22 protein-coding genes and 1 pseudogene are annotated in these 26039 nt (G+C 70.9%); 16 read left to right on the forward strand and 7 right to left on the reverse strand.

Annotated elements, in window-relative coordinates; translation table 11 throughout:
* Positions 1-219: 219 nt before the first annotated feature.
* The 6 genes from LPA41_RS05545 to LPA41_RS05570 are packed head-to-tail and all read left to right on the forward strand — an operon-like array spanning position 220 to position 12567.
* Complete coding sequence (locus tag LPA41_RS05545) at positions 220-1062, forward strand: hypothetical protein (RefSeq protein WP_229068840.1); 843 nt, start codon at positions 220-222, stop codon at positions 1060-1062.
* 1 nt (position 1063) lies between these two features.
* Positions 1064-3097, forward strand: a complete 2034-nt coding sequence (locus LPA41_RS05550; protein WP_229068841.1) for a DUF6603 domain-containing protein — start codon at positions 1064-1066, stop codon at positions 3095-3097.
* Positions 3094-5478: a hypothetical protein gene (locus LPA41_RS05555; RefSeq protein ID WP_229068842.1), complete on the forward strand. Its 2385-nt coding sequence runs from the start codon at positions 3094-3096 to the stop codon at positions 5476-5478. Before LPA41_RS05550 ends, LPA41_RS05555 begins: the two co-directional genes overlap by 4 nt.
* On the forward strand, positions 5471-9841 hold the full coding sequence (locus LPA41_RS05560; protein WP_229068843.1) for a hypothetical protein: 4371 nt from the start codon (positions 5471-5473) through the stop codon (positions 9839-9841). Before LPA41_RS05555 ends, LPA41_RS05560 begins: the two co-directional genes overlap by 8 nt.
* Positions 9838-11601, forward strand: a complete 1764-nt coding sequence (locus LPA41_RS05565; protein WP_229068844.1) for a hypothetical protein — start codon at positions 9838-9840, stop codon at positions 11599-11601. The genes LPA41_RS05560 and LPA41_RS05565 overlap by 4 nt, the downstream gene beginning before the upstream one ends.
* Positions 11602-11604: 3 nt before the next feature.
* Complete coding sequence (locus LPA41_RS05570) at positions 11605-12567, forward strand: phage tail tip lysozyme (protein WP_229068845.1); 963 nt, start codon at positions 11605-11607, stop codon at positions 12565-12567.
* A 97-nt stretch (positions 12568-12664) separates the two neighbouring features.
* Here the strand turns inward: LPA41_RS05570 and LPA41_RS05575 are convergent, their stop codons facing one another.
* Both LPA41_RS05575 and LPA41_RS05580 read right to left on the reverse strand, forming a co-directional pair.
* On the reverse strand, positions 12665-13072 hold the full coding sequence (locus LPA41_RS05575; protein WP_229068846.1) for a hypothetical protein: 408 nt from the start codon (positions 13070-13072) through the stop codon (positions 12665-12667).
* Between the two features lie 159 nt (positions 13073-13231).
* Entirely contained in the window at positions 13232-14023 is a 792-nt protein-coding gene (locus tag LPA41_RS05580; RefSeq protein ID WP_229068847.1) for a class I SAM-dependent methyltransferase, read from the reverse strand.
* A gap of 167 nt (positions 14024-14190) precedes the next feature.
* Here LPA41_RS05580 and LPA41_RS05585 point away from each other — a divergent pair, with 167 nt between their 5' ends.
* The 4 genes from LPA41_RS05585 (at position 14191) to LPA41_RS05600 (ending at position 16411) form a co-directional block, all read left to right on the forward strand.
* Positions 14191-14391 (forward strand): hypothetical protein, encoded by a 201-nt coding sequence (locus tag LPA41_RS05585; RefSeq protein WP_229068848.1) that lies wholly within the window; start codon positions 14191-14193, stop codon positions 14389-14391.
* 309 nt (positions 14392-14700) lie between these two features.
* Positions 14701-14856, forward strand: a complete 156-nt coding sequence (locus tag LPA41_RS05590; RefSeq protein WP_229068849.1) for a hypothetical protein — start codon at positions 14701-14703, stop codon at positions 14854-14856.
* Positions 14857-15221: 365 nt separating this feature from the next.
* Positions 15222-15842 (forward strand): SMI1/KNR4 family protein, encoded by a 621-nt coding sequence (locus LPA41_RS05595; RefSeq protein WP_229068850.1) that lies wholly within the window; start codon positions 15222-15224, stop codon positions 15840-15842.
* A gap of 29 nt (positions 15843-15871) precedes the next feature.
* Complete coding sequence (locus LPA41_RS05600) at positions 15872-16411, forward strand: hypothetical protein (protein ID WP_229068851.1); 540 nt, start codon at positions 15872-15874, stop codon at positions 16409-16411.
* A gap of 108 nt (positions 16412-16519) precedes the next feature.
* Here the strand turns inward: LPA41_RS05600 and LPA41_RS05605 are convergent, their stop codons facing one another.
* Positions 16520-16786 carry a GlsB/YeaQ/YmgE family stress response membrane protein gene (locus LPA41_RS05605; protein WP_229068852.1) on the reverse strand — a complete coding sequence of 89 codons (267 nt, stop codon included), beginning with the start codon at positions 16784-16786 and terminating at the stop codon, positions 16520-16522.
* Positions 16787-17699: 913 nt separating this feature from the next.
* Here LPA41_RS05605 and LPA41_RS05610 point away from each other — a divergent pair.
* Positions 17700-18602 carry an NYN domain-containing protein gene (locus tag LPA41_RS05610; protein WP_229068853.1) on the forward strand — a complete coding sequence of 301 codons (903 nt, stop codon included), beginning with the start codon at positions 17700-17702 and terminating at the stop codon, positions 18600-18602.
* 39 nt (positions 18603-18641) lie between these two features.
* Here the strand turns inward: LPA41_RS05610 and LPA41_RS05615 are convergent, their stop codons facing one another.
* Complete coding sequence (locus tag LPA41_RS05615) at positions 18642-19208, reverse strand: hypothetical protein (RefSeq protein WP_229068854.1); 567 nt, start codon at positions 19206-19208, stop codon at positions 18642-18644.
* A gap of 228 nt (positions 19209-19436) precedes the next feature.
* Between LPA41_RS05615 and LPA41_RS05620 the strand changes: the two genes are divergently transcribed.
* On the forward strand, positions 19437-19661 hold the full coding sequence (locus LPA41_RS05620) for a hypothetical protein (RefSeq protein WP_229068855.1): 225 nt from the start codon (positions 19437-19439) through the stop codon (positions 19659-19661).
* Positions 19662-19866: 205 nt separating this feature from the next.
* Here the strand turns inward: LPA41_RS05620 and LPA41_RS05625 are convergent, their stop codons facing one another.
* Both LPA41_RS05625 and LPA41_RS05630 read right to left on the reverse strand, forming a co-directional pair.
* Entirely contained in the window at positions 19867-21432 is a 1566-nt protein-coding gene (locus tag LPA41_RS05625) for an MFS transporter (protein WP_229068856.1), read from the reverse strand.
* A 209-nt stretch (positions 21433-21641) separates the two neighbouring features.
* Positions 21642-22043 (reverse strand): GNAT family N-acetyltransferase, encoded by a 402-nt coding sequence (locus LPA41_RS05630; RefSeq protein ID WP_229068857.1) that lies wholly within the window; start codon positions 22041-22043, stop codon positions 21642-21644.
* Positions 22044-22218: 175 nt separating this feature from the next.
* Here LPA41_RS05630 and LPA41_RS05635 point away from each other — a divergent pair, with 175 nt between their 5' ends.
* From LPA41_RS05635 to LPA41_RS05650, 4 genes are all read left to right on the forward strand, one after another.
* The gene (locus tag LPA41_RS05635; protein WP_229068858.1) at positions 22219-22758 is read left to right on the forward strand and encodes a transcriptional regulator; all 540 of its coding nucleotides are present in this window, start codon (positions 22219-22221) and stop codon (positions 22756-22758) included.
* Positions 22755-24050 (forward strand): MFS transporter, encoded by a 1296-nt coding sequence (locus LPA41_RS05640; RefSeq protein ID WP_229068859.1) that lies wholly within the window; start codon positions 22755-22757, stop codon positions 24048-24050. The genes LPA41_RS05635 and LPA41_RS05640 overlap by 4 nt, the downstream gene beginning before the upstream one ends.
* Before the next feature lie 116 nt (positions 24051-24166).
* Entirely contained in the window at positions 24167-25084 is a 918-nt protein-coding gene (locus tag LPA41_RS05645; RefSeq protein WP_229068860.1) for a S41 family peptidase, read from the forward strand.
* A gap of 203 nt (positions 25085-25287) precedes the next feature.
* Complete coding sequence (locus LPA41_RS05650; RefSeq protein WP_229069142.1) at positions 25288-25854, forward strand: hypothetical protein; 567 nt, start codon at positions 25288-25290, stop codon at positions 25852-25854.
* On the opposite strand, the pseudogene LPA41_RS42910 reads toward LPA41_RS05650, so the two are convergent.
* A pseudogene (locus LPA41_RS42910) lies at positions 25855-25982 on the reverse strand (ADP-ribosylation/crystallin J1); the annotation flags it as partial.
* Between the last annotated feature and the right edge of the window lie 57 nt (positions 25983-26039).

Genomic DNA, 26039 nt, shown 5'->3' on the forward strand with positions numbered 1-26039 from the left:
AAACGCTATCACTATCGATACTGATATAGGTAGCCGTTCGAGTGCGGCGGCGCCCATCGGAGAGGCGCATGACGGTCAGCCATTAGGGCAATAAGGTTGTTCGCAGACAAATGCTGATGACCGCGCCTAGGTTTCCCGGTGTGCGAAGTGACGTTCACCGGTACGGGGCTGATGCGGCCGGCGATTCCGGCGGGGCCGCCATGGCCGGGACGGCGTGAGGTGGGGGCCGCAGCGGACCCGCAGGCTCTCGCCGACGTGCTGATCACGCTGGTGGAGCGTGCCGTCGCGCAGGCCCAGCAGATGCCCGCGGCGGTCGGCGCGCTGCTCGCCGAGACCCTCTCCGCCGCGGGGGACACGGCCACGGACGCTGTCCAGCTCACCGAGGACCCCATGCGGCGGCTGCGTGAACTCGTCGCGCCACCGGACTGGAACACCCTGCTGCTGTTCGGGATGATGCGCCTGGTCGAGGCCGATCCCGAGAAGAGGCTGGCGCTGCACGCGGTCCGCGCCGCAGGGGACTGGTCGGCCGGATACCGGCTCACCTTCACCACCGCGGGGACGACGGCGAGCCTGACGCTTGCCGTGCTGGACGCCCAGGCGCCGCACCGCGGCGTGATCATCGATGTGGCCGGCACGACACCGATCACCTCGTCGCCGGAGGGGCCGCTGGTCGTGGAGGTGACGCCGGGCGGGGCCGGCCGGTGGCAGATCCCGGTGGGCGGCCCGATCCCCGCCCCGGCCGGAGCCGGGTCCTGCCGGCTGAAACTGATCCTGCGGCTGGGGCGCGAGGTCCCGGCCCCGGACGGCGTCAGCGTGTCGGTCGGCGATCTGTGGATCTCGGTGGTCCTGCCCTCGGCGGGGCTTGGCTGGACGGCTACCGCCGGCTTCGGCACCTCCGAGCAGCCGGGGCTGGCGCTGACGGTGGAACCGGAAGCGCTGCTGCCGCCGGACCTCGTCCGGATCGTCGCGGTCAGCCCGATCCAGGAGAGCTGTACGCCGACCCTGACCCTCCGCGCCGGCGCGCCACCGGAACTGCACCCGGGACACCGGGGAGTGGTGTGACATGGGGGAGAACCGGTTCGACATCGAGCCCCGGATCGCCGGCTCCGCAGCGGACGGCGTCGTCACGATCGGCGTCGCCGCCTCGGTGGACCTGCACCTCGCCGGTTTGCGCCTGGGCGCCGACGGGGTCGGCATCGGCGCCCGGATCAGCTTCACGGCGGACGGGCGACCGGGGCTCACGGTGGAACTCGACGGCCCGCAGCCGCCCCGGCGGGTGACGGCCGCGCTCACCCTGCCCGGCGCCAGTGGCGGAGGCACCCTGGAGCAGGCCGGTGGCCGATGGCGGATGGCGTTGCTGGCCTCGCTCGGCGTGGTGACGGTGACCGCGGCGGGTGTGCTGGACACCGACCGGCCACCGGGGCTCATCCTGCTGCTGGGTGGCGAGATCAACCCGCCGATCCCGCTGCCGTTCGGGCTGCTGCTGATCGGGGTGGGCGGGGTCATCGGCATCAACCGGGCCCCCGACCGCGATCAGGTCAGCGCGGCGGTCAGCTCCGGCGACCTGTCCCGGCTGCTGTTCCCCCACGACCCGGCGGCCGAGGCGGACCGGCTGCTGCCGGTGCTGGAACGGTGCTTCCCACGCCGGCCCGGATCCTTCGTGGTCGGTCCGATGGTCAAGGTCGGCTGGGGACCGCAGAACATGGTGTCCGCCACGATCGGCGTGCTGATCGCCGACGACTCGGTCACCGTCGTCGGCCGGGTCGTGGTCAACCTGCCGTCCCCGGCCCTGCCGCTGATCTGCCTGCAGGCCCTGGTCGTCGGCCGGGTCGATGCCGGTGGGCTGGCCGTCGACGCCAGCCTGCACGGATCGCGGATCCTGTTCATCGGCATCGAAGGGGACCTGCGGCTGCGCCTGCGCACCGGCCCCGACGCGCTGTTCGCGCTCTCCGTCGGCGGCTTTCACCCGGCGTTCCCGCCGCCGGCCGGGATGGCCGGGATGCGCCGGGTCGCGATGCGCCTCGACCTGGGTTCGCTGGTCGAGCTGCGGCTGGAGGCGTACCTCGCCGTCACCACCGGCTCGGTGCAGTTCGGTGCCCGGGTGGACCTCGGTGTCGAACTGGCCATCTTCAGCCTGCGCGGCCACCTGGCCTTCGACGCGCTGTTCGTCTTCACGCCGTACTTCCGGTTCGAGGTCTCCTTCGAGGCGTCGGTCAGCGTCCGGGTCGCCGGCATGTCGTTCGCCAGCATCGAACTCTCCGGGAGACTGTGCGGGCCGGCGCCGTGGCGGATCACCGGGCACGCCAGCATCAGCGTGCTGTTCTTCAGCATCTCCATCGACCTGCCGGAGATCGTCTGGGGCGAGAAGCCGGACACCCCGCTGCCGGGCGCGCCGGACCCGGTCGCGGTGCTCAGCGCCCAGTTGCGCCGTGCGGATGCATGGGAGGCGACCTCGCGTGACGTGCCGTCGCTGGCCCGGCTGCGCCCGCACGCCGCGACCGCCGGCGGCGGGGACCCGGATGCCGCGACCGCCGGCGTGCACCCACTGGCCCGCCTCGGTTTCCGGCAGCATGCCGTGCCGCTGGAACAGGCGCTGAGCCGGATGGACGGCATTCCCCTCGGCACACCCGTGACCCTGCGAATCCGTACCGACCGGGACCAGCCGATCGCGGCCACCGGCACGGCGCCGTTCGTGCCGCAGCAGTTCTTCGAACGCGGCAGCGAGGCACAGCTGAGCACCACCGGATACGACCACCTGCCCGGCGGATTCGACCTGACGGTCGACGAGCACCGGCTCGGCGAGTTCGCGGCGCGCGACGATGAGGACTGCGAGTCCGTCGTGATCAAGGGCAGCCAGGCCTCGCCGGTCACCCGCGTCCGCATCGCCGAGGCCTTCGTCGCCGCCCCCGCCGTCCGGGTGGCCGCGCCGCTCCTCCAGCTCCGTTCCCCGGCCGAGCTGCGGGTCACCTCCCGCAACCGCCTCGCCGATCTCACCGGCGACGCCGTGGCGCTGCCCGCGGGGGCGGCGTACGCCGCGTTCGAGGCGTCCGCAGCAGCCGGGGATCTGCAACTTGTCAACGCCTGGGAGCTGACATGACCCTCCAGTTCGTGGCCTTCTCGCAACGCGGCGCGGGGGCCCGGCCCACCGAACTCCGCACCGCCGGCCGCCGCCAGGTGCGGATCTCGGTGAAGGTGCACGCCGAGTACGGCGGCGACGTCCCGGCCCGCGACGACGACCCGGTGGCGGTGCTGCTGTCGCTGTACGGGCCCGGCGACGTCGTGGGGGTCGACCCGGCCCGGATCATCCGCCGCCTGCCCGGCCCCGGGGTCCCGGCGATGGAACCCAACTATCTGGCCGGCATCGAATTCGACGACCCGGACCTGCCCTGGTTGTTCGGGTTCGACGTGGACGGCCGGCCGCTGCCCTGGGTGATGCTGGTGGTCCTGCCGGACGACGGATCCACGCCGGTCCAGACCCGGGCCGGCGCCCCGAATCCGGTGGTGTCGTGTGCCGGTGCCCGGCTGCCGGATCCCGCCCGGGCCGGGGACTGGGCGCACGTGCAGGTGGGTGCGGACGAGGACCGGGCGCGGCAGGTGCTGCGGGCCGCACCGCACGACCGCGACGTGGTCCGGTCCCGGCTGCTCGCCCCGGTCCGCCTGCGGCCGGAGAGCGGCTACCTCGCCTGCCTGGTACCGGTCTTCGAGGACGGGCGGCTGGCCGGCCTGGGCCGCGACCCGGCCGGCAGTTCCGCGGTGTGGGACCGGTCCGCAACGGTCACCCTGCCGGTGTACGACCACTGGTCGTTCCGTACCGCACCGGCCGGCGACTTCAGACTGCTCGCCGGCCGGTTGCGCCGCGCCCCCGACACCGGCGGCGCGCTCGGCCGTCGCTCGGTCGCCGTCGACCCGGTCGCCGCCCGCCTGCAGCCGCCCGGCACCGCACCGCTGTTCGCCGGCCGGGTCCTGGCCGTGCCGACCGCCCTGGCCCGCCACGACCACGCCGCGGACGACGGGCCCATCCCGGAACTGGCCGCCCGGCTGCGGGAGCTGCTCGACAGGACCGCGACCGGGCCGGGCGGCGACCCGGTGGTCGGTCCACCCGTGTACGGGCAGTGGCACGCCGGCTCCGCCCCGCCTCCGGCATGGCTGGACGAGCTGAACCTCAACCCGGCCGAGCGGATCGGGGCAGGGCTGGGCGCCCAGGTCGTCCAGCGCCACCAGGAGGAGCTGATGGCCGAGGCCTGGACCCAGCTGCACACCGTGCAGCAGGCCAATCAGCGCATCGGGTGGGGACAGCTGGGCGCCGTCGTGGCCGATCCGATCCATCGCCGGCTCTCCCAGTTGCCCGGCGAGGAGGTCATGGCCATCGTGTCTCCGGTCCTGGGCCGGGTCCGCGACGCCGACGGCACCGGGACCGTGCTGGCCGGCCTCGCCGCGGACGGCATTCCGCCGGCGGTGCTGTCACCCACGTTCGCCAGGGTGGCCGCCCGGGTCAGCCGGACTGCCGCGGCCGGCCGTGTCCCGGTACGTCCGATGGTCACCACAATCATTGCCGGCATCGCCGACAAGCCCGACACCTCGCACGTTTCCGACAGGGCCGACCTCGCCGCGGGCATGCCGGTGGGGATGTCGGTCCTGTCGGCGCCGGCCGGCCCGCGCGAGCGGGTACTGGACGCCCTGCGCCCCGACACCGCGTACACGGCGATGTTGTCCTGGGCCAACCCGATCACCGAGGCCGCCGACCGGCTCAGTCAGCGCACCCCGCTGGACCGCATCCACGCGGAGCCCCGGTTCGGCTCGCCCGCCGTCGAGCGGCTGCGGGCGCTCAACCAGGACTGGGTGCTGGGCGGGGCCGGCACGCTCACCCCGAACTCGGTGTGCCTGCTGTCCGCCAACCGGCGGTTCGTCGAGGCGTTCCTGGCCGGGGCGAACCACGAGATGGTTCGCGAACTGCGCTGGCGCGGGTTCCCGGCCGATCCCCGTGCCACCTGCTTCCGCCGCTTCTGGGCCGGCGGGCCGGATCATCCGCCGCTGACCGCCTGGCGCGACCGGCTGGGTGACAACACCGTCGACGACGTCGACCAGGCCGTTTTGGTGATCAAAGGGGATCTGTTCCGGCGGTATCCGTCGATCATCGTCACCGCCGAGCGGATCCCCCAGGTCCCGGGCGGGCTCAACACCGCGGCCGAGGTGTTCCGTGGCCGGCTCGATCCGGACGTCACCTATGCCGCTATCGCCATCGCCGCCGACGAGCTGACGAAGCCGGGTTGGCACATCAGCCTCACCCTGCCGCCGCAGGAACCGCGATTCGGTTTGCGGGCCACGGACACCGGCACTGCGGAGCCCGACCTGATCTCCGCGGTGGCGGACCGGCTGGGCACCACCTCCGCGGACGTCGCGGCCACGCTGTACCAGCCGCCCTTCCGGGTGCTGCTGCCCGCCGACGAGTACCTGCTCGGAGGAGAGGGACGTGCCTGAGATTCCGGACGACCTGTGGAACGATCTCGACCCCGCCCTGCCCGTGGCCCTGCTGCCGGTCCGGATCGAGACCCGGTTCGGGTACCGCTCGCTCGACGGCCCCGGCGCGGTGACCGACGCGCGGCGAATGCCGGTGTTACGGGTGCGCATCTACCCGGACGAGATCTCGGTGGTGCCCGGCGACATCGGGCTGCGACCCGCCGAGATCGCCGCCGGGCAGGACTTCTGGCGTGACCACGCCGCCGCCGACTCCGCGGAACCGGCGGCCGGCCGGCAGCACCGGCGCCACGCCGCCTGGGAGGTGCTCACCCGCCGGGTAGGCGTCGGCCGCGCGTTGCACGTGGCCCGCGCCACCCGCACCGGTCAAGCCCTGCCGGCAGCGCCCGCGCGTGCCACCGCCCGGCTGCTGCCCGACTCATGGATCGTTCTCGGGTACGCGGGGGAGCAGCTGGCTCTGTCGGCGCACATCACCCGCGCCGACACCACGGTCCCGGTCGGCCCGGAACCGGACAAGAAGCTGGCCTTCGTGCCGGCGGAGCCGTGGCTGCTGGCCGACGCGGAACTGAGATGGACCGTCGACTTCGACGCGGCCTGCGCGCGGGGCCTGGCGACCTGCGTCGACCTGGGCACGGTTGACCCCGACGGAACGGTACGGCCGCCCACGAGCACCCACCTGGATCGGCTCGTCGTGCTGGGCATTCGGGCCCCGTCCGCGGGACACGACCCGCTCACCGAGACGGCGCGTCTTACCGAGCTGTTCGAGGACCAGGACGCGCTCGGCCGGATCGGGTTCCTGCCGGCCGGCACGCCGACCAACAACCACGACGGCGCCCGGTCCGGTTGGACCCGCACGGGCGACGTGTTCGCCGGCTATCGGCGGCTTTTCCAGCAGCCGGCCGCACCGCCCGCGGAGGGCGCGCTGCGCGGGGTGCCCGCAGCCACCGCGGCCGCGGCACTCAGCACCGCCCTGGGCCTCGAGCACGCGCTGCTGTCCGGCCTGGAGAACGGCGGCGACCCCGGGCCGGCGCACGCCGCGGCGATGAGCCGTGCCCTGTTCCCGGCCGCCTTCGCCCAGGCTCCGGCCCTGCTGATCCGGCGCTCCACCGCGGACGGCACCGAGGCACGCTGGGCGCCGCACCGGGACGACACGGAGATCAGGTTCCTCGGCCACCACGCCGGCGACTACGTGCGCGCACGCGGCCCGCTGCCCACCCTGCGGATCGGCCGTCAGCCGTACGGCGTGCTGCCCGTCCTGCCGCTGGCCGCGTGGATGCCGGAACCCGGGGAGGACTCCCTGACCACACTGGTCGATGTGCTGCGCAGGCTCCGGCCGTTCTGGGTCCAGGTGGCCGGGCGGCGCTTCGACACCGTGGACCGCATCCTCGGCCAGGGCCCCGTGCCGGACCCGGGCCACTACAAGGTCAGCCGGATCACCGGCGACCCCGCCTCGGTGACCGCGGTCGACGGCTTGACGGCGACCATCATCGAAGTCCCGGCGGCCGGTGGGCGGAGCACCGTCGAGGTCCGGCTCGACGACTCCCTCGCCGGGCACACCCACGTGGCCCTGCAGAAGATCTTCGACAGGGTGGAGCGGACGCATCTGCCGTCGTGGGAGCAGAGCCCCGCCGACGATCTGAATCTCCTGATCGCCGGCAACCCGGCCGAGTACCTCACCGGCCTGGCCGACGGGCGCCCCACCGAACCACCGCCCCCGCAACTGCTCTATTACCTCGTACGGTCCAGCCTCGCCGAGACCGCTCCACCGCGCGTGCCACCGTTCCGCCCGCCAGCGCCGGAGACGGTGATCATCCGGGCCGACAGCGTCCTGCGCCGTCACCTGGACGACCTGCAGATCGCCGAACACCCGCTACGGGACGCCACGGTCGCGGGCGTCCGGGTGCTCGCCGAGGAGGGCCGGGCCGGGCGGATCAGCGCTGCGGTCTACACCCAGCTGGTGGGCGAAGTCCTGGCCACCGCCGCCAACCGGCTCGACGCGTGGCTCACCTCGATCGCCACCCGCCGGCTGGACCGGATGCGCACAGCCCGGCCGGAGGGCCTCCACCTCGGATACTGGGGCGTGGTCGTCGACCTGCGGCTTCCCACCGGCCCCGACGGCAGGCCGACGGAACCTGGGCCGCCGGAGTCCGCCCCGGCGCCATGGCAGCCGACGTTGTCCGACCGAACCGTGGTGCGGCCCACCCGGACGGTCCGGCCCTGCCACGCGCCGTCGCTGGCGCAGGCCCGCACCGCCGCGGTGCTGCGCGCCGCCGAACTGAACCACCGCGGCGCCCGGCAGGGCGATCCGGTCGAGACCGGCACCCTTGCCTCGCTCGACCTGACCTCGCGGCGCGCCCGGACCGCCCGCTACGTGCTGCAGGCGGTGGCGAACGGGCAACCCCTGGGCGCGGTCCTGGGATCCATGCTGGAACGCCGCCTCGGCGACGCCGGGCTGCACGAATGGGTCGCTGTGCTGCGCAAGGAATTCCCGCAGCATCAGCCGGCACCCGAACCGGAGCAGCCGGCGCCACCGGACGTGCTCGACGGGCTGGCGGCGTGGCGGGCCTGGACGGCCCGGCCGGGCGCGATCCGGCAGCTGCGCGCGGACGACACGGGCCTCAGCGGCATCCTCAACGAGCACGACGTCACCGTCCAGGCGATCTCCGACACCGTCGTCGCGGAAGGGCTGCACCAACTCGTGTCCGGCCGCCATGACCGGGCCGGCGACATCTTCACCGCTCAGGCACAGGGCCTGCCGCTCCCCGCCGACGTGGAGGTCCTGCGCACCCCGGCAAGCGGGACCATGGTCACCCACCGGCTGCTGCTCACCCTGGACACGACCCCGGACACGCCACCGGAGGCGTCGCGCAACGTCCGGGCCGGCCTGGCCCCCGGCGTCGAGGCGTGGGCCGGCGGCATCCTCGGTGATCTCGGGAGGGTGCGGGTCCGGGTCAGCGGACATGACGCCGGCGGTCACCCGGTCGACGCCCGCCACAGCGTCGCCGACCTGGGCATCGGCGCGCTGGACGTCGTCGTGGAATCGGGCGGACCGTACGTGCTGACCGAACGATTCGGGCAGCTCGCCGCCGTGGCCCGCGACCTGCGGGTCTTCGACACCGGCGACGGATCCTGGACCCGGCTGCTCGCGATGGCCGCCGCGGCCGCGGTGGTGCTGGCCGCCGCGCGGCCCGCCGGACCCGCCGACCTGGCCCGGCCGCCGCAGCGCGACGACCCGGCAGCCACGGCACCGGCGCCGCTGCCGGCCGCGGCGCTGCACCCGATCGCGGACCATCTCGCTACGGTCCTCGCCGCGCTCAGCGCCGGAGTCGCCGCGGTGGCGGCCGCCTGCGCCCCCGAGATGACCGACGACCGGGCGGTGCCGCACACCCTGTTCCAGCCGTTCGCGGAAGCGGGGCTGACCGGTGCGTTCCCCGTCGCCGGGACGGCCACGGCCGGCCCGGCCCGCGGCTGTGCCGCCGCGGCATCCGGAATGCTGGCCGACGTCTCCCGGATCGTCGCCACCGCCGACCCGGAGGCGGCCACCGGAGACTGGACGCAACGGCTGCGGCGTTGCTGCGCGGCCCCCGCCGGTGCGCAGGCGCTGACCGACGCGGTACGCCGGGTCGGCGGGGACGCCGTGGTGGCCGTCGCCGCAACCCCGGCCGGCCTGGGCACGTACCGCGTCCCCGAGGCGCAGCTGACCGGCGGTGGCGCGCACGCCCTGCTGGAGCGGTTCGCGGTGGTCCGTGACCGGATCGCCGCCTACGACGACCTGCGCCTGTTCGTCGAAGCGGGCGGCGGCACGCCCGAGCCGCTGACCGCCGTCCAGCTGCCCTGGCGCGACGGCGACCGCTGGGTCGGCGGCCCGCTGCCTCCGGCCAACCGGGGTACCGACCCGTGCGTGCACCTGGTCGTCGCCGGTGCGCCCGCACTCGTCGACCGGTCGACGGTCAGTGCTCTGGTGCTGGACGAGGTCACCGAGACGCTGCCGACGTTCGCGATGAAGCCCGGGAAGGACGCCATGGACACCGAGGTGGCCGCCACCGACACCGGGGTGGCGCTGCACTACGACGGACCGGATGCGCGGCCGCCGCAGAGCGTGCTGCTCGCGGTCTGCCCGAACCTCGCCGAGGGCTGGTCCTGGCAGACCCTGCAGGCCACGATTGCCGAGACCGTCGAACTGGCCCGGCTGCGCACGGTGGAACTGGAGGACCTGGCGAAGTCGGAGATCGGCGCGCTGCTGCCGCTGACCAATCTCCGCGACGGCCTGCCCCGGATGGCCGGTATCAACCTGTCGGACTCCGTCGTCGCCCGCAATCGCGACTGGCTCGCCCAGCTCGGCATCAAGGTGCGGGAGCCGCGATGACCGGGACGATCGTCTGGGACCGGATCGAACCGCACGCCCGTACCGCCGATCCCGGCATCGGCCTGGCCGCCGCGGTGGCCGACCCGCTCTGGTTCCTCGCCCGGCAGTGGCAGCTCGGCGAGCTGACCGGCAGCGACGGCGGCACCGCGGTCCTCGTGGACGTGCAGACGAGCTGGTCGCGGTTCACCCGATACCTTCCGCAGGGCAGCGCATCGACCGGCGCCACCGTCGATCTCGACCCCGGCCGCCCGCTGGAGGCTCTGGTGGAGCAGGAGCCCGAGCTGGTGTATGCCGGCGCCGGAACGTGGCGGGCCAGGGTGCGGGCCGGCCGTGACCTGACCCGGGCGCTGCACGCGGCCGGCCTGAACGTGGTGGCCGGACGGTTGCGCGGCCACGCCGGGACCCGGTTCGACCCGCCACCGGTCACCGGAGTCGAGGGACCCGTCGACCAGCGGTACCGCACTCTGCTGCACGGCGCGACGATCGACGGGGCGGCGATCCTGCGGTGCATGGCTACCCGGCCGGCCGGCACCACCCCGACGGCCGGGCTGCCCGCGGAAATCCTGGCCGGTCTGGCGCCGGACGACGTGTCCCGCCTCGACACGCTGATCGGCGACTGGTCGGTACGCGCTCGGAACAGCTGGGGCCTCGCCGACGTGAACCACCCCGAAGCAGCGCCGGCCTGGGTCAACGAGCGGCTGGAGTACGCGTTCACCATCGCCGCCCCGCCCCTGCCCGGCCGTACCGAGGAACTCGTGCTGCAGGCCGGCGAATACGACGGCGACGGCCTGGACTGGTACGCCCTGGACCGTGCCACCCCGGAGGCCGTCGCCGCGCTGGGCCCGGTCCCGCCCCGCGACGGCGCCACTGGAACCGCGGTCAGCACCGCGCTCGCCGCACCGATCACGTTCCCCGGTGCGCCCAGCGACCGCTTCTGGGAGCTGGAGGACGGCGCGGTCAGCCTCACCTCGGGCAGCGGGCCCACCGGGCTGGTCAAGATGGCCGCCGTCGAGTTCGCCACCGTCTACAGCCCGGACTGGCTGCTGGCCCCGGTGCCGGTGCCGGTCGGCTGCGTCGCCGCGCTTGACTGGGTGATCGTGCGGGACACCTTCGGCGTGGCGACCGTGGTCAGCGACGCGACGACCCGGCACGGCGACATCGGCCTGCAGTTCCAGCCTTCCGCGGCGCCGCGGCCCGGCGCCGGGCCGCAGAGCGACACCGGGCCGGACGGTGACGAACCGCTGCTGGTCGTGCTGCCGTCCGCTCTTGGGGCGCTGCGCTCGGCGCCCCGCGAACGGGTCACCATCCAGCGCGACGAGATGGCGAACCTGGCCTGGGCGATGGAACACACCGTCGTCGGCCCGGCCGGGCTCGGCGTCGAGCAGAACCGCCCGCCCGGCGACACGGATCTCCTCACCCCGGCCACGACCAGCGCGTACGAGCTCATCTGGCGGCTGGCCACCCCGGTACCGTCCACCTGGATCCCGATGATCGCCGACGCCGGTCGGATGCTCGTCCGTGCCCGGCTGCTGGACACCCCCACCGGAAGTCTTCGGGCCGCCCGCAGCCGCATCATGGCGGACCTGCGCCGGCTGCACGAGGAGGAGGTGACCGGCGCCGGCTGCGCCGTCACCATGGTGGACCAGCTGGCCCGCGGATACGACGGACGGCACTACTCCTGGCGGGGCCGGGTCAAACAGGCCGGTAGCGGCAACGCGGACTCCGGCCTGCGATTCGATACGACCAACCCACCGAGGTGACAGATGGCAACCGAGACGGACTTCGATCAGAAAGCCGACCGGATGCGCCTGGCCGGAATCGATCCCGGCCAGGCGACCGGCCCCATGGACACAGCCGGCGTGGGACAGCTGCGGCCACACCAGTTCGCGCTGCTGACCGCACATCCCGAACGCGGGATGCACGAGGTGCACGGCCGGATCCGCGAGTACTACGAGAGCCTGGGCGGCCCGGCTGGCTCGTGGGGCTTCCCGATCACCGACGAGTACCCCGACGGCGCCGACGGCCGCAGCTCCGACTTCGAGGGTGGCACGCTGGCCTGGACACCGGCCGGTGACGTGCTGGAGATCCTCGCGCCCGCGCCCGGCGCGGTGACCCCGGCCGCCGGCGACTGGCCGGCGGTTCCCCTCACCGAACGGCTGCGGTACGCCACCGGCCTGCTGATCCACCAGTACGGATTCCCGGCCGCCGGCGCCGCGGGCGTGGTCGGCAACCTGCTGGCCGAGTCCGGGGTCATCCCGTCGCGGATCGAAGGCAGCAGTGCGAGCCACCCCACGCGTGCCAAGAACTTCGACGGTGTCGTGGTCGACTTCACCCCGGAGGAGATCATGATGCGACCCCGGCCCGGCGGCCCTTGCCTGCCCGGAGTCGGCCTGGCGCAGTGGACCTCCCCGAACCGCCGGTCCGGGCTGTTCGCCCACGTCTATCAGGGCCGGGCACTCGGCGTGGAGATGCTGCGCAGCATGGACGCACAGCTGCACTATCTGGCCGGCGAGATGCGGACCGGCTATCCGGGAGTGTTCGCCGTCGTCACCAACCCCGCGGTCACGGTCGACGCGGCCAGCGACGACGTCGTCTACCGGTTCGAGGTCCCCGGCGCGATCCTCGACGCGTCCGGCCAGCGGCTGCCCCGAACCGACCCGGCCGTGCAGAACGTCTTCGCCGTCCGCCGGGCCTTCTCCCACCAGGCCCGGGCCACAGTGCCGTGACCGGCCCCGGCCACCCGGACCGGGCCGGCTGCATTCTCAGGCTCGGTCCGGTGCCGGCCGACGCACGCTCGTGCCGATGAGCGGTCATATCTGCGCGTCAGGTCGGGATCAGCCACGTGGCCAGACAGTCCTGCTCGTCTTCGGACATGGGCCAGGTGGCGGGCTTGACCCAAGCGACGCGCCCGTGACCGCAGATCCGGGAGCCCTCATACATCCGGAGTACGTCACCCGGCCCCACGTCTCGCCAGTCCGGAGTGTGCTCAAAAAACAGCGCGACCACGATCACCCGGACACCTTCACCAGGTCGAACGTCGGTCCGTGAGAAACCGAGCACGGGTCCTGCGGTCTGCTTTCCTCCCGGCCAGCCGGGTAGCCCCCAATTAGGCCGATACGTGAACCGGCCTTCCGGGGCATAGCCGCCGAGCAGGGGCCTTGCCCGCCCACCATCCTCCGTCCGCACAAGATCAAGGTCGATCCCGATCGCCAGTACGTTCACCGGTTCCATGAGCGGAGGATAAGAGTCCCTGGCGGCGGAGCTCGCACGGATCTGCCGCCGATCGGGCACACCAGCCTGCAGCAACCCGTCACCGGCGCTGGTCGTCCTCCGTGCCGCGGGTGACGTGCTGCACTGCCGAGAACAGCACGTGGAGATGCTGGTGAGGTGCTACTGCAGCTCCGCGATCAGGATCATCCGATTGTGTTGGATATGCAGTGGCTCCCCGTCTTCGCCGTACCCTGCCACGGTGGTGAACCCCGCAGCCGTGCACCAGTCGCGCAGTTCAGGAAAGCCGAACAATCGCTTGAGAAAAGTCAGTTCACGGGCTCGACCGTCGCGAACCACCGTGCGTCTGACCTCGAACCGCCCGCTCAGCGGGTCGAAGTGGTTGCGGTCGACAAGCATGTCACCGTTGTCCCGGACGGCGGTGATCCGCGATGGCGTATACGACGCCAGGAACCTCGGCAGATTGTCCAAATCCATGGCCATCCGCCCGCCGGGCCGCATGACCCGCGTCATCTCATCCAAAACTTTGCGGTTGGTGAGGTCGTCGAAGTATCCGAAGGCTGTCGTCCAGTTGATCAGACGGTCGAACCGGCCGGTCCATGCCGGAAGTTGTCGCATGTCGCCCGAGACGTACTCGACGTCCACGGCCATCGCCGCGGCGTCAGTGCGAGCCCGGTCGAGGAAGACCGGCGACGAGTCGAGGCCGGTGACCTTACAGCCACGGGCCGCCAGGCTGTTGGCCAGCGCACCGTGACCACAGGCCAGATCAAGCACGCTCATCCCAGGTCGCAGATCCAGCAGCCGCCAGACGATGTCAGTGGCGCCAGACGTGGCGGCGTACGCCGTTCCTACCACAGGACCGTGCGTGGGCCCATTGTCGCCCTCCGCCGAGGCGAAGAAGTGCAGGTAGTCGTCGTCGTACATCGCTGCCGCGTCGAACAGATCCGCCGTCACGGTGCCCACCGTAATGACGGGCGGAGCGCTCAACAACTGCATTATCGGGCAGGCCACTACCTTTACTGATCTGCCGCAATCCGCACTACGGACGGTCAACCGTCGTCGGTAGCCGACGCGTGCTCGTGCCGCGTCGCGGGCGCTGGCTGTCCTGGCATGATGGTCACGTGGAGGCTTGGCCCGAGGTCGACGAGTACATTGTCCAGCATCGGATCATTCATGGCTTGCAGGCCATAAGACGCGCTCGTGGATGCGGCATTCCTGCGGCACTCGATGAGTTCAGCGAGCGCTACCGCTGGCTACGCGAGAACCGGCCGCAGGATTTCATCGTCACCGATGAGTCCTATGGGGCCGGTTTCTACTCCTGAGGCCGACTGTCCGGCTTTGCGAACGAACTCAACTGCGACGCGAGTGTGATGGTCGTATACCTGCATGGTGCCGAGCAGCGGTCGTCGGTCGGGGAGAACCTCACGACGGTGCACCGCTGCCCGGCACCTGACCAGGGTAGACATCTCTATTTGCCGCTATTCAGGCGTATCGCCGTGAGTTGATTCGCAGTCGGGCCGGAGCTGCGGGACGCGCTCGTGGGAACCCGCTCGGCGCAGCAGTTTATCTGGGCTTCGAGTGGCATGCCGCCGACCACGGTCAGCGAGGCCCATCCCAGGCATGATCACAGAGTGAGTGATGTGTGGGGTAGCCCGTTCGCGGTCGCCATAGGCGGAACGCACCTCCTGGTCGGTCTGACGCCGCCGACCATCCTCGGCGCCTGGCGCCGGCATGCCGACCTCTGGGATGACTTCCCCGTCGCGGGCGACAGCGACCAGGACGGATGAGCAACGTCAACTGTTCATCGGCGCGGGCACTCGCCTGATCGCCTATCAGGCGCGGTCCGGCCGATGGCGCCGGAACTGGGTGGAGGAGGCGCGGTGCGAATTCTGGTCCTGGCGTCAGCACGACGACGTGGTGCTCATGTCAGCCGAACTCGAGTTCGCCGCTTGGCGCGTGGACGGCACAAAACTCTGGACGACGTTCGTCGAACCACCGTGGTCCTACCGCGTTGTCTCTGGTCAGGTCGTGCTCGACGTGATGGGCGCGCACGAACGTTCTCTCTCGGCGAAGGCCCGTGACCCGCCCGTAGCTTTGAACCGTCTCCCCGGCTCGCAAGGCTTGCCGGCCGCGGCGTGCCACAATGCCCGCCATGCACCCCGCTGTCGACGTGTCCTGGGACCTGATCGTGCGCTGGCTCGACGAGCATCGCGATCCTGAGCTGATCGAGATGGAATGGTTCACCACGCCGGCCACCGAGGCGGACATCGACGCCGTGGCCGCCGAGATCGGCGGCCCGCTCCCAGCGGACCTGGTCGCCTGGTGGCGCCTGGCCGGCGGTGGCTTCGACCCGGAGAGCACCGTCCACCTCCTGCCGCCCGGCCAGTTGCCCCTCGGTCCGGCGGACGCGATCAGAGTACGGGCGAAGTGCCGGGAACTGATGTCCTATGAGGTGAGCCCGGAGGCGGACGCGACGGGACCGGCCGGCGGCGAAACGACGGTGTTCGGCAGCCAGTTCCTGCCGGTCGCCTGGGATCACGGCCACACCAATCTGTTCGTCGACCTCCGGCCCGGTCCGCAGCACGGCTGTGTGATGCGATGGGACGACGAGTCGGCAGTACGCGGCGGTCCGCTGTGGCCGTCGGTGACCGCGATGCTGGCCGACACCGCCCGGGCCCTGACCGACGGAACCCCCGCCCTGGCCGGCCGGGCCGACTGTGTGCCGGAGCTGGACGAGGAGGCCATGTTCTGGGAACCGGCGGAGCCGGCCTGACAGCCGGTCACCTCAGGACGCCGCGGCAGATGGGGCTGGATGTGGACGACCCGCGTCGCGACGACGGGTTCCGCCGGTGGGTCGGTGCGCTGGCGCAGGGTGAGCCGTTCGACTGGGACCCGGACAGCGAGGAGCCGGAGTTCCTCGAGTGGATCACTTCGGTGTACGCGGGCAACGGCGCCATGCCGGTGGAGTGGATCAATCCGCTGGTGTACGCACACCGCGTCGAGCTGGCCGGGCGGGCGCTGCGGTCGATCACCCGGCAGGCGGAGACCGACCTGGGTCCGTTGCCGGGCCTGGAGCTGGTGACGACGCCGCCGGACGACCAGGAACCGACCGGGGTGGTGCGCGCCGGCGGCTACGGCGGGCGGATCACCGGCATGAGTTTCGCGGAGGTGGCCGTCATGGTCGCCGACAACGTGCAGGACTGGATCGGTCACGACCGCAACCGGATCTGGCCGGTCTGCCCCGAGCACGGGCGCGGCCTGCACCCGGTGTCGGAGGGCGGCGTCCCGTTCTGGCTGTGCGAGGCCGGCCGGCACGTCGTCTCCTCGATCATCCAGGACTGAACGGGCCGCGAACACGAACGAGCCGCCACCCGGGGGAGGGTGACGGCTCGCTGCGACTGATGGCTCAGCGACCTGCTGCTGATGGCTCAGCGGCCTGCGGCTGAGAGGTCAGTGGCGGCGACCCCGGGTGCCGGCGACCAGGGCCACACCGACGGCGGCGAGGCCGACCTGCAGCGCCAGCTCGATCCAGTCGATGCCGGCGGTGTCGTCGACGCCGATGGCGGCGGCCAGGAACGTGCCGATCAGGGCCGCGACGACGCCGATCACCAGGGTCAGCCAGATCGGGATGTTCTGCTTGCCGGGCACGACCAGGCGGCCGAGAGCGCCGATGACCAGGCCGATGACGATTGCGGTGATGATTCCGGTGACTTCCACGCTGCGCTCCTCGGTGATGTCTGTAGCGCTGGGATGGTGCCCCGTTGCCGCTGCCCGGCAAACAATGATCCACTGACGCCGACGTCACACCCCGGGCGGCGGTGACCGGGTTTACGTCGTGAGCGCCCGTTCAGGGCCCGGTGCGGACGGCAAGCCGTAGACCGCCCGGCGTCAAGGTCAGCGTCGGTCGGTGCCTCCGTGAAGACCTGCCAGGCCTGTTGCGGTCGAGGCCTTGAGCGGATCTGGCGGGGCAGGCGGCCGGGGGTGTCCCTGTGGTTTGGCCAAGCGGGTCTGCAGTATCGATTGTGGCTTTTCTGTGGGTTGTGGTTGGTGAGTTCGTGGCTGTGGGCCGCTGCGGGGGACTCGTGCGGGGATGTTGATCTGCTGGCGGTGCGAAATCGCGGTTTCAGGTCCATGATCACAGCGATTTCGTAGCGCTAGCAGATCAACATCTCGGCTGCTTGTTTCACTGCTTCAGGACCGCGGCCCGGCCGATACCGCCCGCTCGGGCGCTGCCGCCCGCCCGACGGATGTCGACGGCCTAGGCAATACCGCCGGCCCGCCGCTGCGGCGCGCTCAGGCAATACCGGCCGCGCGCCATCTGGGTCGCCTTCGGCCGGCTCTCGGCGATGCGGGGGCGGTGGCTGCGGGGCAGCCGGGCCAAGGTGCACCACGGCCGGACGGGAGTGGGTGAGCGCCGTGCACGCCGGGCCTGCCGTCCGCCTCGCTCAAAGAGACGGACACGCCGTCGGCTGAGGTCACCCGCGACGGGCTCGGGTCGGCCGGGGTCCTGGAGCAATGAGAAAGAGCAGCTGATGTGTGTGCGTGGACCGCGCGTCGAACGCACCTGGGTCCGCATCACTCCGGGGCTGGTGGCATCCTGTGGGGCGTGAGGCCCATGTGCTCCCTTTACGTGGACGTCGGTTATCTGCTCAGCGCCACCGCTGTCCGGGTGACAGGGACGTCGTTTCGCAATGGGATCGAGGTCGACTATGAGTCACTGATTGACGCGCTCGTCCAGCAGGCCGAGGCGTTGTCAGGGCTGCCGGTGTTGCGGGTGCACTGGTATGACTCCGCCAGAGACGGCGTGCCTGACATACAGCAGCAGCTCATCGGCGAACTGTCGAACGTCAAGTTGCGACTCGGCCGATTCGGCAGGGAGGGCCAGCAGAAAGGCGTTGACCTGCGCATTGGTCTTGACCTTGTGACGCACGCACGCAACGGAGCCGCAGACGTCTTCATCCTCGTTTCCGGAGACGATGATCTGACCGAGGCTGTCGAGGAGGCCCAAGCCCACGGCGTACAGGTGATTCTGCTCGCCGTTCCCGACGCGAAGGACAAGCCCCACGCCATCAGCAGACATCTGATTCGCGCCGCCGACGGGCTCAAAACGATATTTCCGGAGACCATCGACCAGACGGTGACGAAGGTCGAGGTGCAAGGCTGGCGACCGCGAGCAAAAGCTACGCCCAACGGCGTCACCTCGCAGGGAGGCTCGTACGCGCACCGTACCTCGGCCGTACTGGAGTCCGGTGCGACCATCGGCAGCGAGCCTGCGGGCTCGGCAACGGACGAGGATCCCGCCTACCTCGCCGAGCAGATCGACTCGGTGGTCACCAACGTTCTGGCGACTTTTCGCAGGTCCGCCACCGCAGAGGCGCTGACGGAACTGATGGCCGGAAGGCCATCGATTCCCCGAGACATCGACAAGGCCTTGCTGACTGATCTATCTGACCGCCGCGGTGGCATCGATCTGGATGAAACTGTGCGGCACAGGCTCCGGACAAAGTTCTGGGAGAAGTGTGACGAGGTCTAGCTACGGAAGGCGCAACCGTAAGAATTGCTAATTGTCAGCCTAGAACTGTTCCGTGATGCTGCCGTCGGGGTTCAACCGACCGGAAAAGACTCGCGGTTGTCCCGGTGGTTTCGCCTTCTGGTCCTCGTACCAGGGGACGAGTCGCTCCCACGCTTGGGTTTGCTGCTCGACGTGCGCTGCCAACCACTCGGAGAAGCGTGGGAAGCTGACGGCCGGCGCGACGACCATGGCGCCCTCGCTGAAGGACCAGACCTCGGGATCCGGGCCGGCGCCCCGCAAGAAATCGAACTGGTAGCCCTGATGCATCAGGATCACCCGGTCCTCGTTCGTCAATGCGAACTCGACCTGGTTCTCCTCCAGCAGCGCACGAGCAGCCTGACCCAGACCAAGAACCGATGGGTAGAACACGTCACTGCCCCGCAGGAAGCGTCCAGCACCGCTTCCGACCAACTCCAGGAACTGCTGATAGCTCCGGGCGAGCGGCGCCGGCTGATCGCGCTCAACTTCCTCGATCTCGGGTTGCGTCAAACCTTGCAACTGTTCCGCGGTAGCCGTCACACCGTCAGCTATCGCTGCGACCAGCTCACGGATCCGGTCGTCAGTCACGTCCTGACCCTAATCCTCTGGCTTCGGTCGTGAGAACGGGGCCCGAATGGGCGGCAGCGGTAGCAGGCCGTTGGGTTCGTCGGGCTGGAGCTTGTCGTCCGCGCGGGCTCGGTGCGACCGCCCGAGGTCAGGCATAGGCCGCCGCCTGCTCTTCCGTGCGGGTCCAATGCCGGTCGTAGCGCCCCAGCCGAAGTCCTCATTGGCGATCCTGCATGGTTTACTTGTTGGATGATCCGTTCGGCCGCTGATCGCCTGCTTGTCACCGCACAAAAATGGGCGGTCGTAACCGCGCTCAGCCTCATTTTCTTCGGCACGGCCCTCAGTGCGATCACCGGATTGGCGATCGAGGAGATGAGCGACCTGGACCCAACGCCTTTCGTCGCCATCATCGGAGTCGTCACCGGCGTGGGAACCATGACATTCGTGAGAAAAGCCGATGGACGGACGCGATGACTCACGCAGCTCACTGATCTAGCCGCAATCCGCGCGTATGGAATTTAGCGGGACCGCTGAACGCGCCCAGAATCAACCCTCGTTCCGCGAGGTCAGCCAGACATCGTCTGACGCGGCTTTTCGTGGCGGCTCCGGCCGTCACCCCTGTAGGTTCGCCACCCGGTCGGGGAATGGCCGCACGGCTCCACCGTGCCGGCCGCCGCAGTCACCTCCCGGGGCGCCGCCGCAGCGATGTCACGACGGTCCACACCACATCGATCACCAGAACGAACGCCCAGATCCTACCCGCGTGGTACACCACCTCGGCGAGTCCGTCGACGGGCACGTCCCTGGTGTTGGAGAGCGGATCGACGGCTCCGGTTCCGAGGTCACGCAACCAGGAGAGATCGATCGCGGCGAGGACGATCTGCACCACCAGGAAGATCATCGAGTGCTGTCCGAGCGACCGGAAACGGGATCGAGGCGGCCTAGCATCGTGTTGTTCCGCGGGAACTCCGGCCGGCTCGGGAGCCGCCTCGGAGGCCGGGCCGGCAGTTGGCCCGGAAACCGGCTCGGGCATCGATGCCGGGGTGCCGACGCCCAGCTCCGCCGAGCCGGCCGGCTTGTCCACGACTCCCAGGGCTCGCACCGACCAGGGCACCAGGCCCGCACCGGTCAGGATGACCGCTGCCGTGGCGAGGCAGGCGACCGGCCACGACAACTCGTCGTAGAGGGCGCCGGCCAGCAGCGATCCGGCCAGCGTGCCGAGCAGGACCGCCGACTCGTAGAGGCCCATGCCGCGGCCGACCTGAGCTCCGGAGGCCTCGGCCACGACCGCCTGCTGGATGGGGATGACGGCCGCCCACGCCACCCCGCTGAGCACCCACAGCGCGGCGATCACCAGCGGGTTGGGTGCCCACGCGAGGCCCACCGCGAAGACAGCGCTCAGCACCGACGCCAGCGCCAGCACCCGGACCCGGCCGTAGCGCAGAACGAATCGGTGCAGGCGTTCCGGTAGGACCGCGATGGCGATCGCGCCCGGAAGGAACACGTAGGCGATCTGCAGGATCTCGAGCTCGAAGTGCCGCTGCAGGTGCAGGAGCAGCAGCAGCGCGATCGCCGCCTCGGCCGCCATGGTCACCGCGACGGCGACCAGCATCGGTCGCAGCCGCCGGGCCACGCTGCCCGGAAGGGCCGGCGCGGGGGATGCCACCCGCCGGGGCGCACTCAGCAAAACCACTGCGGCGGCCAGACACGCGCACGCACAGGCGAGGAAGACCGACCGGTATCCGGACATGCCGATCAGCGAAAGCCCGGCGACGAAGGACACCCAGGCACCGGTCTCCTCCGCGGAGGTCAGCCGCGGATAGACCGCGCTGTCCTCCGCCAGCCGCTCACCGACCATCGCCCGGACGGCCACCCAGAACAGCGCTCCACCCAGGCCGCCCAGCACCGCGGCCGCCCAGGCCAGTGGGAGGCTGTCGGCGACGACGTAACCGGCGCAGGACAGCGCGTAGATCAGCGCACCGGCGGCAGCCACATGACGGCGCTCGAACCGGTCGGCCTGTATCCCGGCGAACGGGCGAACCACCACCGACACCGCGAGCTCGACGGCGATCAGGACGCCCACCTGGGTGGCGCTCGCGCCCAGGGCCGTGCCGGCCCAGAGCGGGAGAATGAAGTCCAGCAGCTCGGCCGGCCCGTTGGCCAGGGCGGCTGCCAGCAGGACGCGGCCCTCCCGGCGCCGGGCCCGGGTGGTGAGGTCGCTGCCGGCCGGCAAGGCCGCGGTCATTGCCGCACCGCCCGTGACGCAACGGATGCGCGCCAGTGCCTTGTCGCTCGCATCGATTGCCCTTCGATGTTCGGACATTCGCCAGAAACCTATCGCAGGTGTCCGGTCCGCGCGTCCATCAGAAGTTGTACGCGGAAGATGCGAGCCATCGTCAGGGCACTACCGCAATCAACTTGAACTGCCGTAAGCAACGACATCGGGTTGCAGTATCAAGTCGCAGCCCTGGGCTGGAAATCACCGTCACCGCTCTGAGAAATGTTAAGCACCATGGTGTCCGAGTCGCCGTTACGCCCCACCACCGCGAAACCGCAGCGCTCGTACAGGCGGCGGGCGGTGTTGCCGTCCTCGACGCTGAGGCTCAGGCCGGTGATACGGCGCTGCCTGGCGAGGTCGACGACGGTGGTCATCAGACGGGACGCCACGCCACGCCCACGCGCTTCCGGCACGACGCCGAGCGTCAGTTCGGGGACATCGGGCGCCACGAACCCGTAGCCGGCGCGCTCGGCAGGCAGGGCGCGGCCCCACACCGCACCCACCGGGTTGCTGTCGATCACGGCGACCACGCCCACGTCCCCGTCGCCGGGAAACCCGTCGAGGTAGCGTCGCGCCATCTCGTTCCCGCGGATCCAGTCGAGGGTGAATCGCCTCGCCGCGCCGGTCCCCTGTGCTGTGTGCCGGCCGGTGCATGCCGGGCGCTGCCGTCCCGCGCCGGGTTCTGGGATCTCCGGTGAGAGGTCGCACGGAGACCCCTTGCGCAATGGTCAAGGATCGTTGACCATTGAGCGCATGCCTGCCGACGATGTCCCCGAGACGTTCCACGTCACCACCGACGAGCAGCTGCGCGCCGTCTCCAACCTCACGCGTCATCGGATCATGGCCGTGCTCCGCTTCGAGCCGGCAACGATCACGCAGATCGCCGACCGGGTGGGCCTGGCGAAGGGCAGCTCCAGCTATCACGTGCGGTTGCTCGAACGGGCCGGCCTGGTGAAGGTGGTCCGGACGCGGAAAGTCCGTGGGGTCACCGAGCGGTACTACGCGATGGCCGCGCGGTCCATCGAGCTGCCGGACCCGGGCGAGGGCGGCCCCGACGTGCTGATGCGGCATGCGGTGGCAGACCTGGAGGCCGCGCCGGCGGACGCGGAGCGGCACGTACGGATGGCGCATCTGCGGCTCACCGAGGAACAGTTCGCGGAGCTGGGTGCGCGGCTGCACGCGCTGGCCGACGAGTACCGCAAGCTGTCCGACCCGGCGCTGCCCGACACGTCGCTCGTCTTCGCCCTGTTCCACCCGCAGCGGCGCGGTCAGGCCGAGGGGAGCGCCGAATGAGCGCGGACGTCCGGACGTTGCCGGCCGGGTTCGGACGACTGTGGACGGCGCAGACGATCTCCTCGCTCGGTGACGGGGTGACGCATGCCGTGCTGCCGCTGCTCGCGTTGACGCTGACCCGGGACCCGATGGCACTCGCCGTCGTCACGGCCGCCGGGACGCTGCCGTGGCTGCTGTTCGGGGTGCTCGGCGGCGCGCTGGTGGACCGGTGGGACCGCCGGCGCACGATGTGGATCACGGACGCGGCACGTGCGGTGCTGCTCGCGATACCGGCCGCGGCGGCCGCACTCGACATGCTGAGCATTCCGCTGCTTGCGGCGGTCGCGTTCCTGCTCGGCCTTGGCGGCCTGTTCTTCGACACGGCCGCCACGGCCTACCTGCCGGATCTGCTGGGCCGCAAACCCGTACTCCTCGAGCGAGCCAACTCCCGCCTCCGTGGAGCCCAGACCGCCATGTCCGGGTTCGTGGGGCCGCCCGCGGGCAGTGCCCTGCTCGCGCTCGGGCGGGCGGTTCCACTGCTCGCCGACGCGGTGTCGTTCGCACTCTCCGCACTGCTCGTCCGGTCGCTTCCCGCCGTGCCCCGGCCCGCGACGCCGGCCCGGGAGTCGCTGCTGCGGCAGGCGCGGGCCGGTGCCTCGTACGTCTGGCGGGACCGGGTGCTGCTCGGGCTCGCGCTGCGCCCGGCGGTCGGGAACATCGCCTTCACCGCCGTCGGGACCGTCCTGGCCCTCTTCGCCCACGACCGCCTCGGGATCGACACCTACGGCTTCGGCCTGCTCCTGACAGCCGAGGCCACCGGCGGCCTGCTCGGCGCGGGCGTCGCCTCCACCCTCAGCCGGCGACTCGGCACCGGCACCGCACTGACCGTCACAGCCGCCGTCGAGGGACTCGCCATCCTGGGCCTTGCCGCCGCCCCGAACCCGTACGTCGCCGGCCTCGCGCTCGCCGTCTGCGGCGCGGGCATGGGCGCCACGATGGTGATAGCACCCTCCCTGCGACAGGCGATCGTCCCCGCCCACCTCATGGGCCGGGTCGCCGCCACCTCCCGCATGCTCGCCATGTGCGCCGCCCCGTTCGGCGCCTTCCTCGGCGGCTGGCTGGCCTCCACGTCGGACGTGCGCACCCCGCTCTACACCGCAGCCGGCCTCCTCCTCACCATGACCGCCGTCACCGCGACCATGACCAGCAACCGCCGAGTCGACGCCGCGCTGCGGGCCGCCACGCCGGCCGGCGGTCCGGATCAGCCGGAAGCTGAGGATTCCGTCCGGGAAGCCGCACCAGCACTGGCGTGACGCCTTCATCGCCGCACCCTGACTTCGACGATCGGCGACATGTCCACCATGCCGAAGAGTGAATGGGATCCCAAATGATGAGTGATCGAAATGACGCACCGACGTCGGCACATCTCGTGGAGAAGGCGCTGGAATTGTTGTGTGGCAGATACATTTTTGCCGACCGGGCTCAGGAGGCGGCTGACGGCATCCGCCGGCGACTGGCCGCCGGTGAGTATGACGGGTTGGACGAGGAAGCCCTCGGCCGGCGGCTGACGGCGGAACTGTTCGAGGTCTGTCAGGACAAGCATCTACGGGTACGCCCACGCACGAAAGCCGCCCGCGACGCGCTCACGGAGTCCGAGACGGAGGCGGTCTGGCGAGAGCAGCAGCGACTCACCAACTACGGCATCGCGCGGGTGGAGCGGCTGGACGGCAACGTCGGCCTGCTGGACCTGCGGTTCGTCACCTCGGCCGGCGTCGGGGGCCGCGCGATCGCCGCGGCCATGGAGTTGGTGTCACACACGAATGCGCTGATCATCGACCTTCGTGAGAACCGGGGTGGATCTCCCGACGGCGCCGTGTTCTGGACGAGCTACTTCTTCCCGGACGGGGAAACCCATCTCAACAGCATCTACGAGGGTGCAACCGGTCAGACCCGTCAGTTCTGGAGCCATGCGTGGCTGCCCGGCGAGCGGTACCTCGACCGGCCCGTATACCTGCTGACCAGCGAATCCACCTTCTCGGCCGCCGAGGAGGTCTGCTACAACCTGCAGGCGCAGAGACGAGCGACCCTGGTCGGGGAGACCACCAAGGGCGGTGCTCACCCTGCGGACGCCTTCCCGATCACACCGACCCTCGAAATCACGGTTCCGGTGGCCCGCTCCATCAACCCGGTCACCGGCACCAACTGGGAAGGCGTCGGGGTGACGCCCGACGTGGCCGTGGCCGCGCGGGATGCCTTCGACGTCGCCTACCGGATGGCCCTGCAGCACACCCTGGCCAATACCACCGCCCCGACCATCCTGGCCGAGGCACGTGCAGCGCTGGAATGACAGCGCCGCTCGATCACCGCTGCCAGGGGAGGCGTCCGACCTCCGGCAAGACCTCCGCAAGTCAGCCATCCAATGGCAGCAACTCTCCAACGGAGACTGGACCACCTACGCCGCCGAGATCTGCCAGCGGGCAAGGCTGATGTGACGTCGCAAGCCACGGAAACGCGCTGCCGGAGAACGGCATCTGCTGACAAGCTCTCCTGATGACCGACAAGGCCGGCAGCATTCGAGGCGAGTCAGTTCGTCCGGGAAAGTACGCTCGCGTCGAACGGGAGCGGCGGTTCCTCCTAGCTGAACCGCCACCACCGGCAGCAGTGACGGCCACCCGGACGATCACCGACCGGTATCTGGTGGGGACCCGCCTGCGGCTACGACGCGCCGACTGGCCAGACGGCGGTTGCGAACTCAAACTGACCCAGAAAGTGCCGGTCACTCAGCCGGGCGCCGCTCAGGGACTGATCACTAACACGTACTTGTCGCCGACCGAGTACGACCTGCTCGCCCGGCTGCCGGCCACCTTGCTGTCCAAGACACGCTTCAGCGTGCCTCCCCTGGGCGTTGACGTCTTCGACGGCCATCTACAGGGTCTGGTCCTCGCGGAGGCCGAGTTCACCACCGACGAGGAAGCACAGCGCTTCGTGCCTCCTGCGGACTGCGTGGCAGAGGTGACTGACGACATCCGTTTCACCGGAGGCCGCCTCGTGGAAACCGCCCGCCAGCAGCTGCTCCAGTGGCTGGCCGAGTATGGCCTCCAGCCAGAGACACGCTAGAAGGACCGGACAGAAAATCGGCTGATCCGGCAGGCGCGGGGCCAGGCACGCCAGCCCGAGTCCTCGGCCAGCGCGAGCTCCTTCGGTCCCGTCGGCCGCCACAACGTCACCGTCTCGACATGGCCCACGAGGTCGTGATCGTCCAGCTGTGGCCGGCCGGCGACCGGATGCTGGGCGCCGCCGGC

Origin of the sequence: Actinoplanes sp. DH11, assembly GCF_020873875.1 — a bacterium.
Lineage (GTDB): Bacteria > Actinomycetota > Actinomycetes > Mycobacteriales > Micromonosporaceae > Actinoplanes.

Excerpts from the sequence above, each read along its gene's own strand:
- LPA41_RS05550 (WP_229068841.1), top strand. The coding sequence starts at position 1,064 with ATGGGGGAGAACCGGTTCGACATCGAGCCCCGGATCGCCGGCTCCGCA.
- LPA41_RS05555 (WP_229068842.1), top strand. The coding sequence starts at position 3,094 with ATGACCCTCCAGTTCGTGGCCTTCTCGCAACGCGGCGCGGGGGCCCGG.
- LPA41_RS05565 (WP_229068844.1), top strand. The coding sequence starts at position 9,838 with ATGACCGGGACGATCGTCTGGGACCGGATCGAACCGCACGCCCGTACC.
- LPA41_RS05570 (WP_229068845.1), top strand. The coding sequence starts at position 11,605 with ATGGCAACCGAGACGGACTTCGATCAGAAAGCCGACCGGATGCGCCTG.
- LPA41_RS05575 (WP_229068846.1), bottom strand. The coding sequence starts at position 13,072 with ATGGAACCGGTGAACGTACTGGCGATCGGGATCGACCTTGATCTTGTG.
- LPA41_RS05595 (WP_229068850.1), top strand. The coding sequence starts at position 15,222 with ATGCACCCCGCTGTCGACGTGTCCTGGGACCTGATCGTGCGCTGGCTC.
- LPA41_RS05600 (WP_229068851.1), top strand. The coding sequence starts at position 15,872 with ATGGGGCTGGATGTGGACGACCCGCGTCGCGACGACGGGTTCCGCCGG.
- LPA41_RS05620 (WP_229068855.1), top strand. The coding sequence starts at position 19,437 with ATGATCCGTTCGGCCGCTGATCGCCTGCTTGTCACCGCACAAAAATGG.
- LPA41_RS05625 (WP_229068856.1), bottom strand. The coding sequence starts at position 21,432 with ATGACCGCGGCCTTGCCGGCCGGCAGCGACCTCACCACCCGGGCCCGG.
- LPA41_RS05630 (WP_229068857.1), bottom strand. The coding sequence starts at position 22,043 with ATGGCGCGACGCTACCTCGACGGGTTTCCCGGCGACGGGGACGTGGGC.
- LPA41_RS05635 (WP_229068858.1), top strand. The coding sequence starts at position 22,219 with ATGCCTGCCGACGATGTCCCCGAGACGTTCCACGTCACCACCGACGAG.
- LPA41_RS05640 (WP_229068859.1), top strand. The coding sequence starts at position 22,755 with ATGAGCGCGGACGTCCGGACGTTGCCGGCCGGGTTCGGACGACTGTGG.
- LPA41_RS05650 (WP_229069142.1), top strand. The coding sequence starts at position 25,288 with ATGACCGACAAGGCCGGCAGCATTCGAGGCGAGTCAGTTCGTCCGGGA.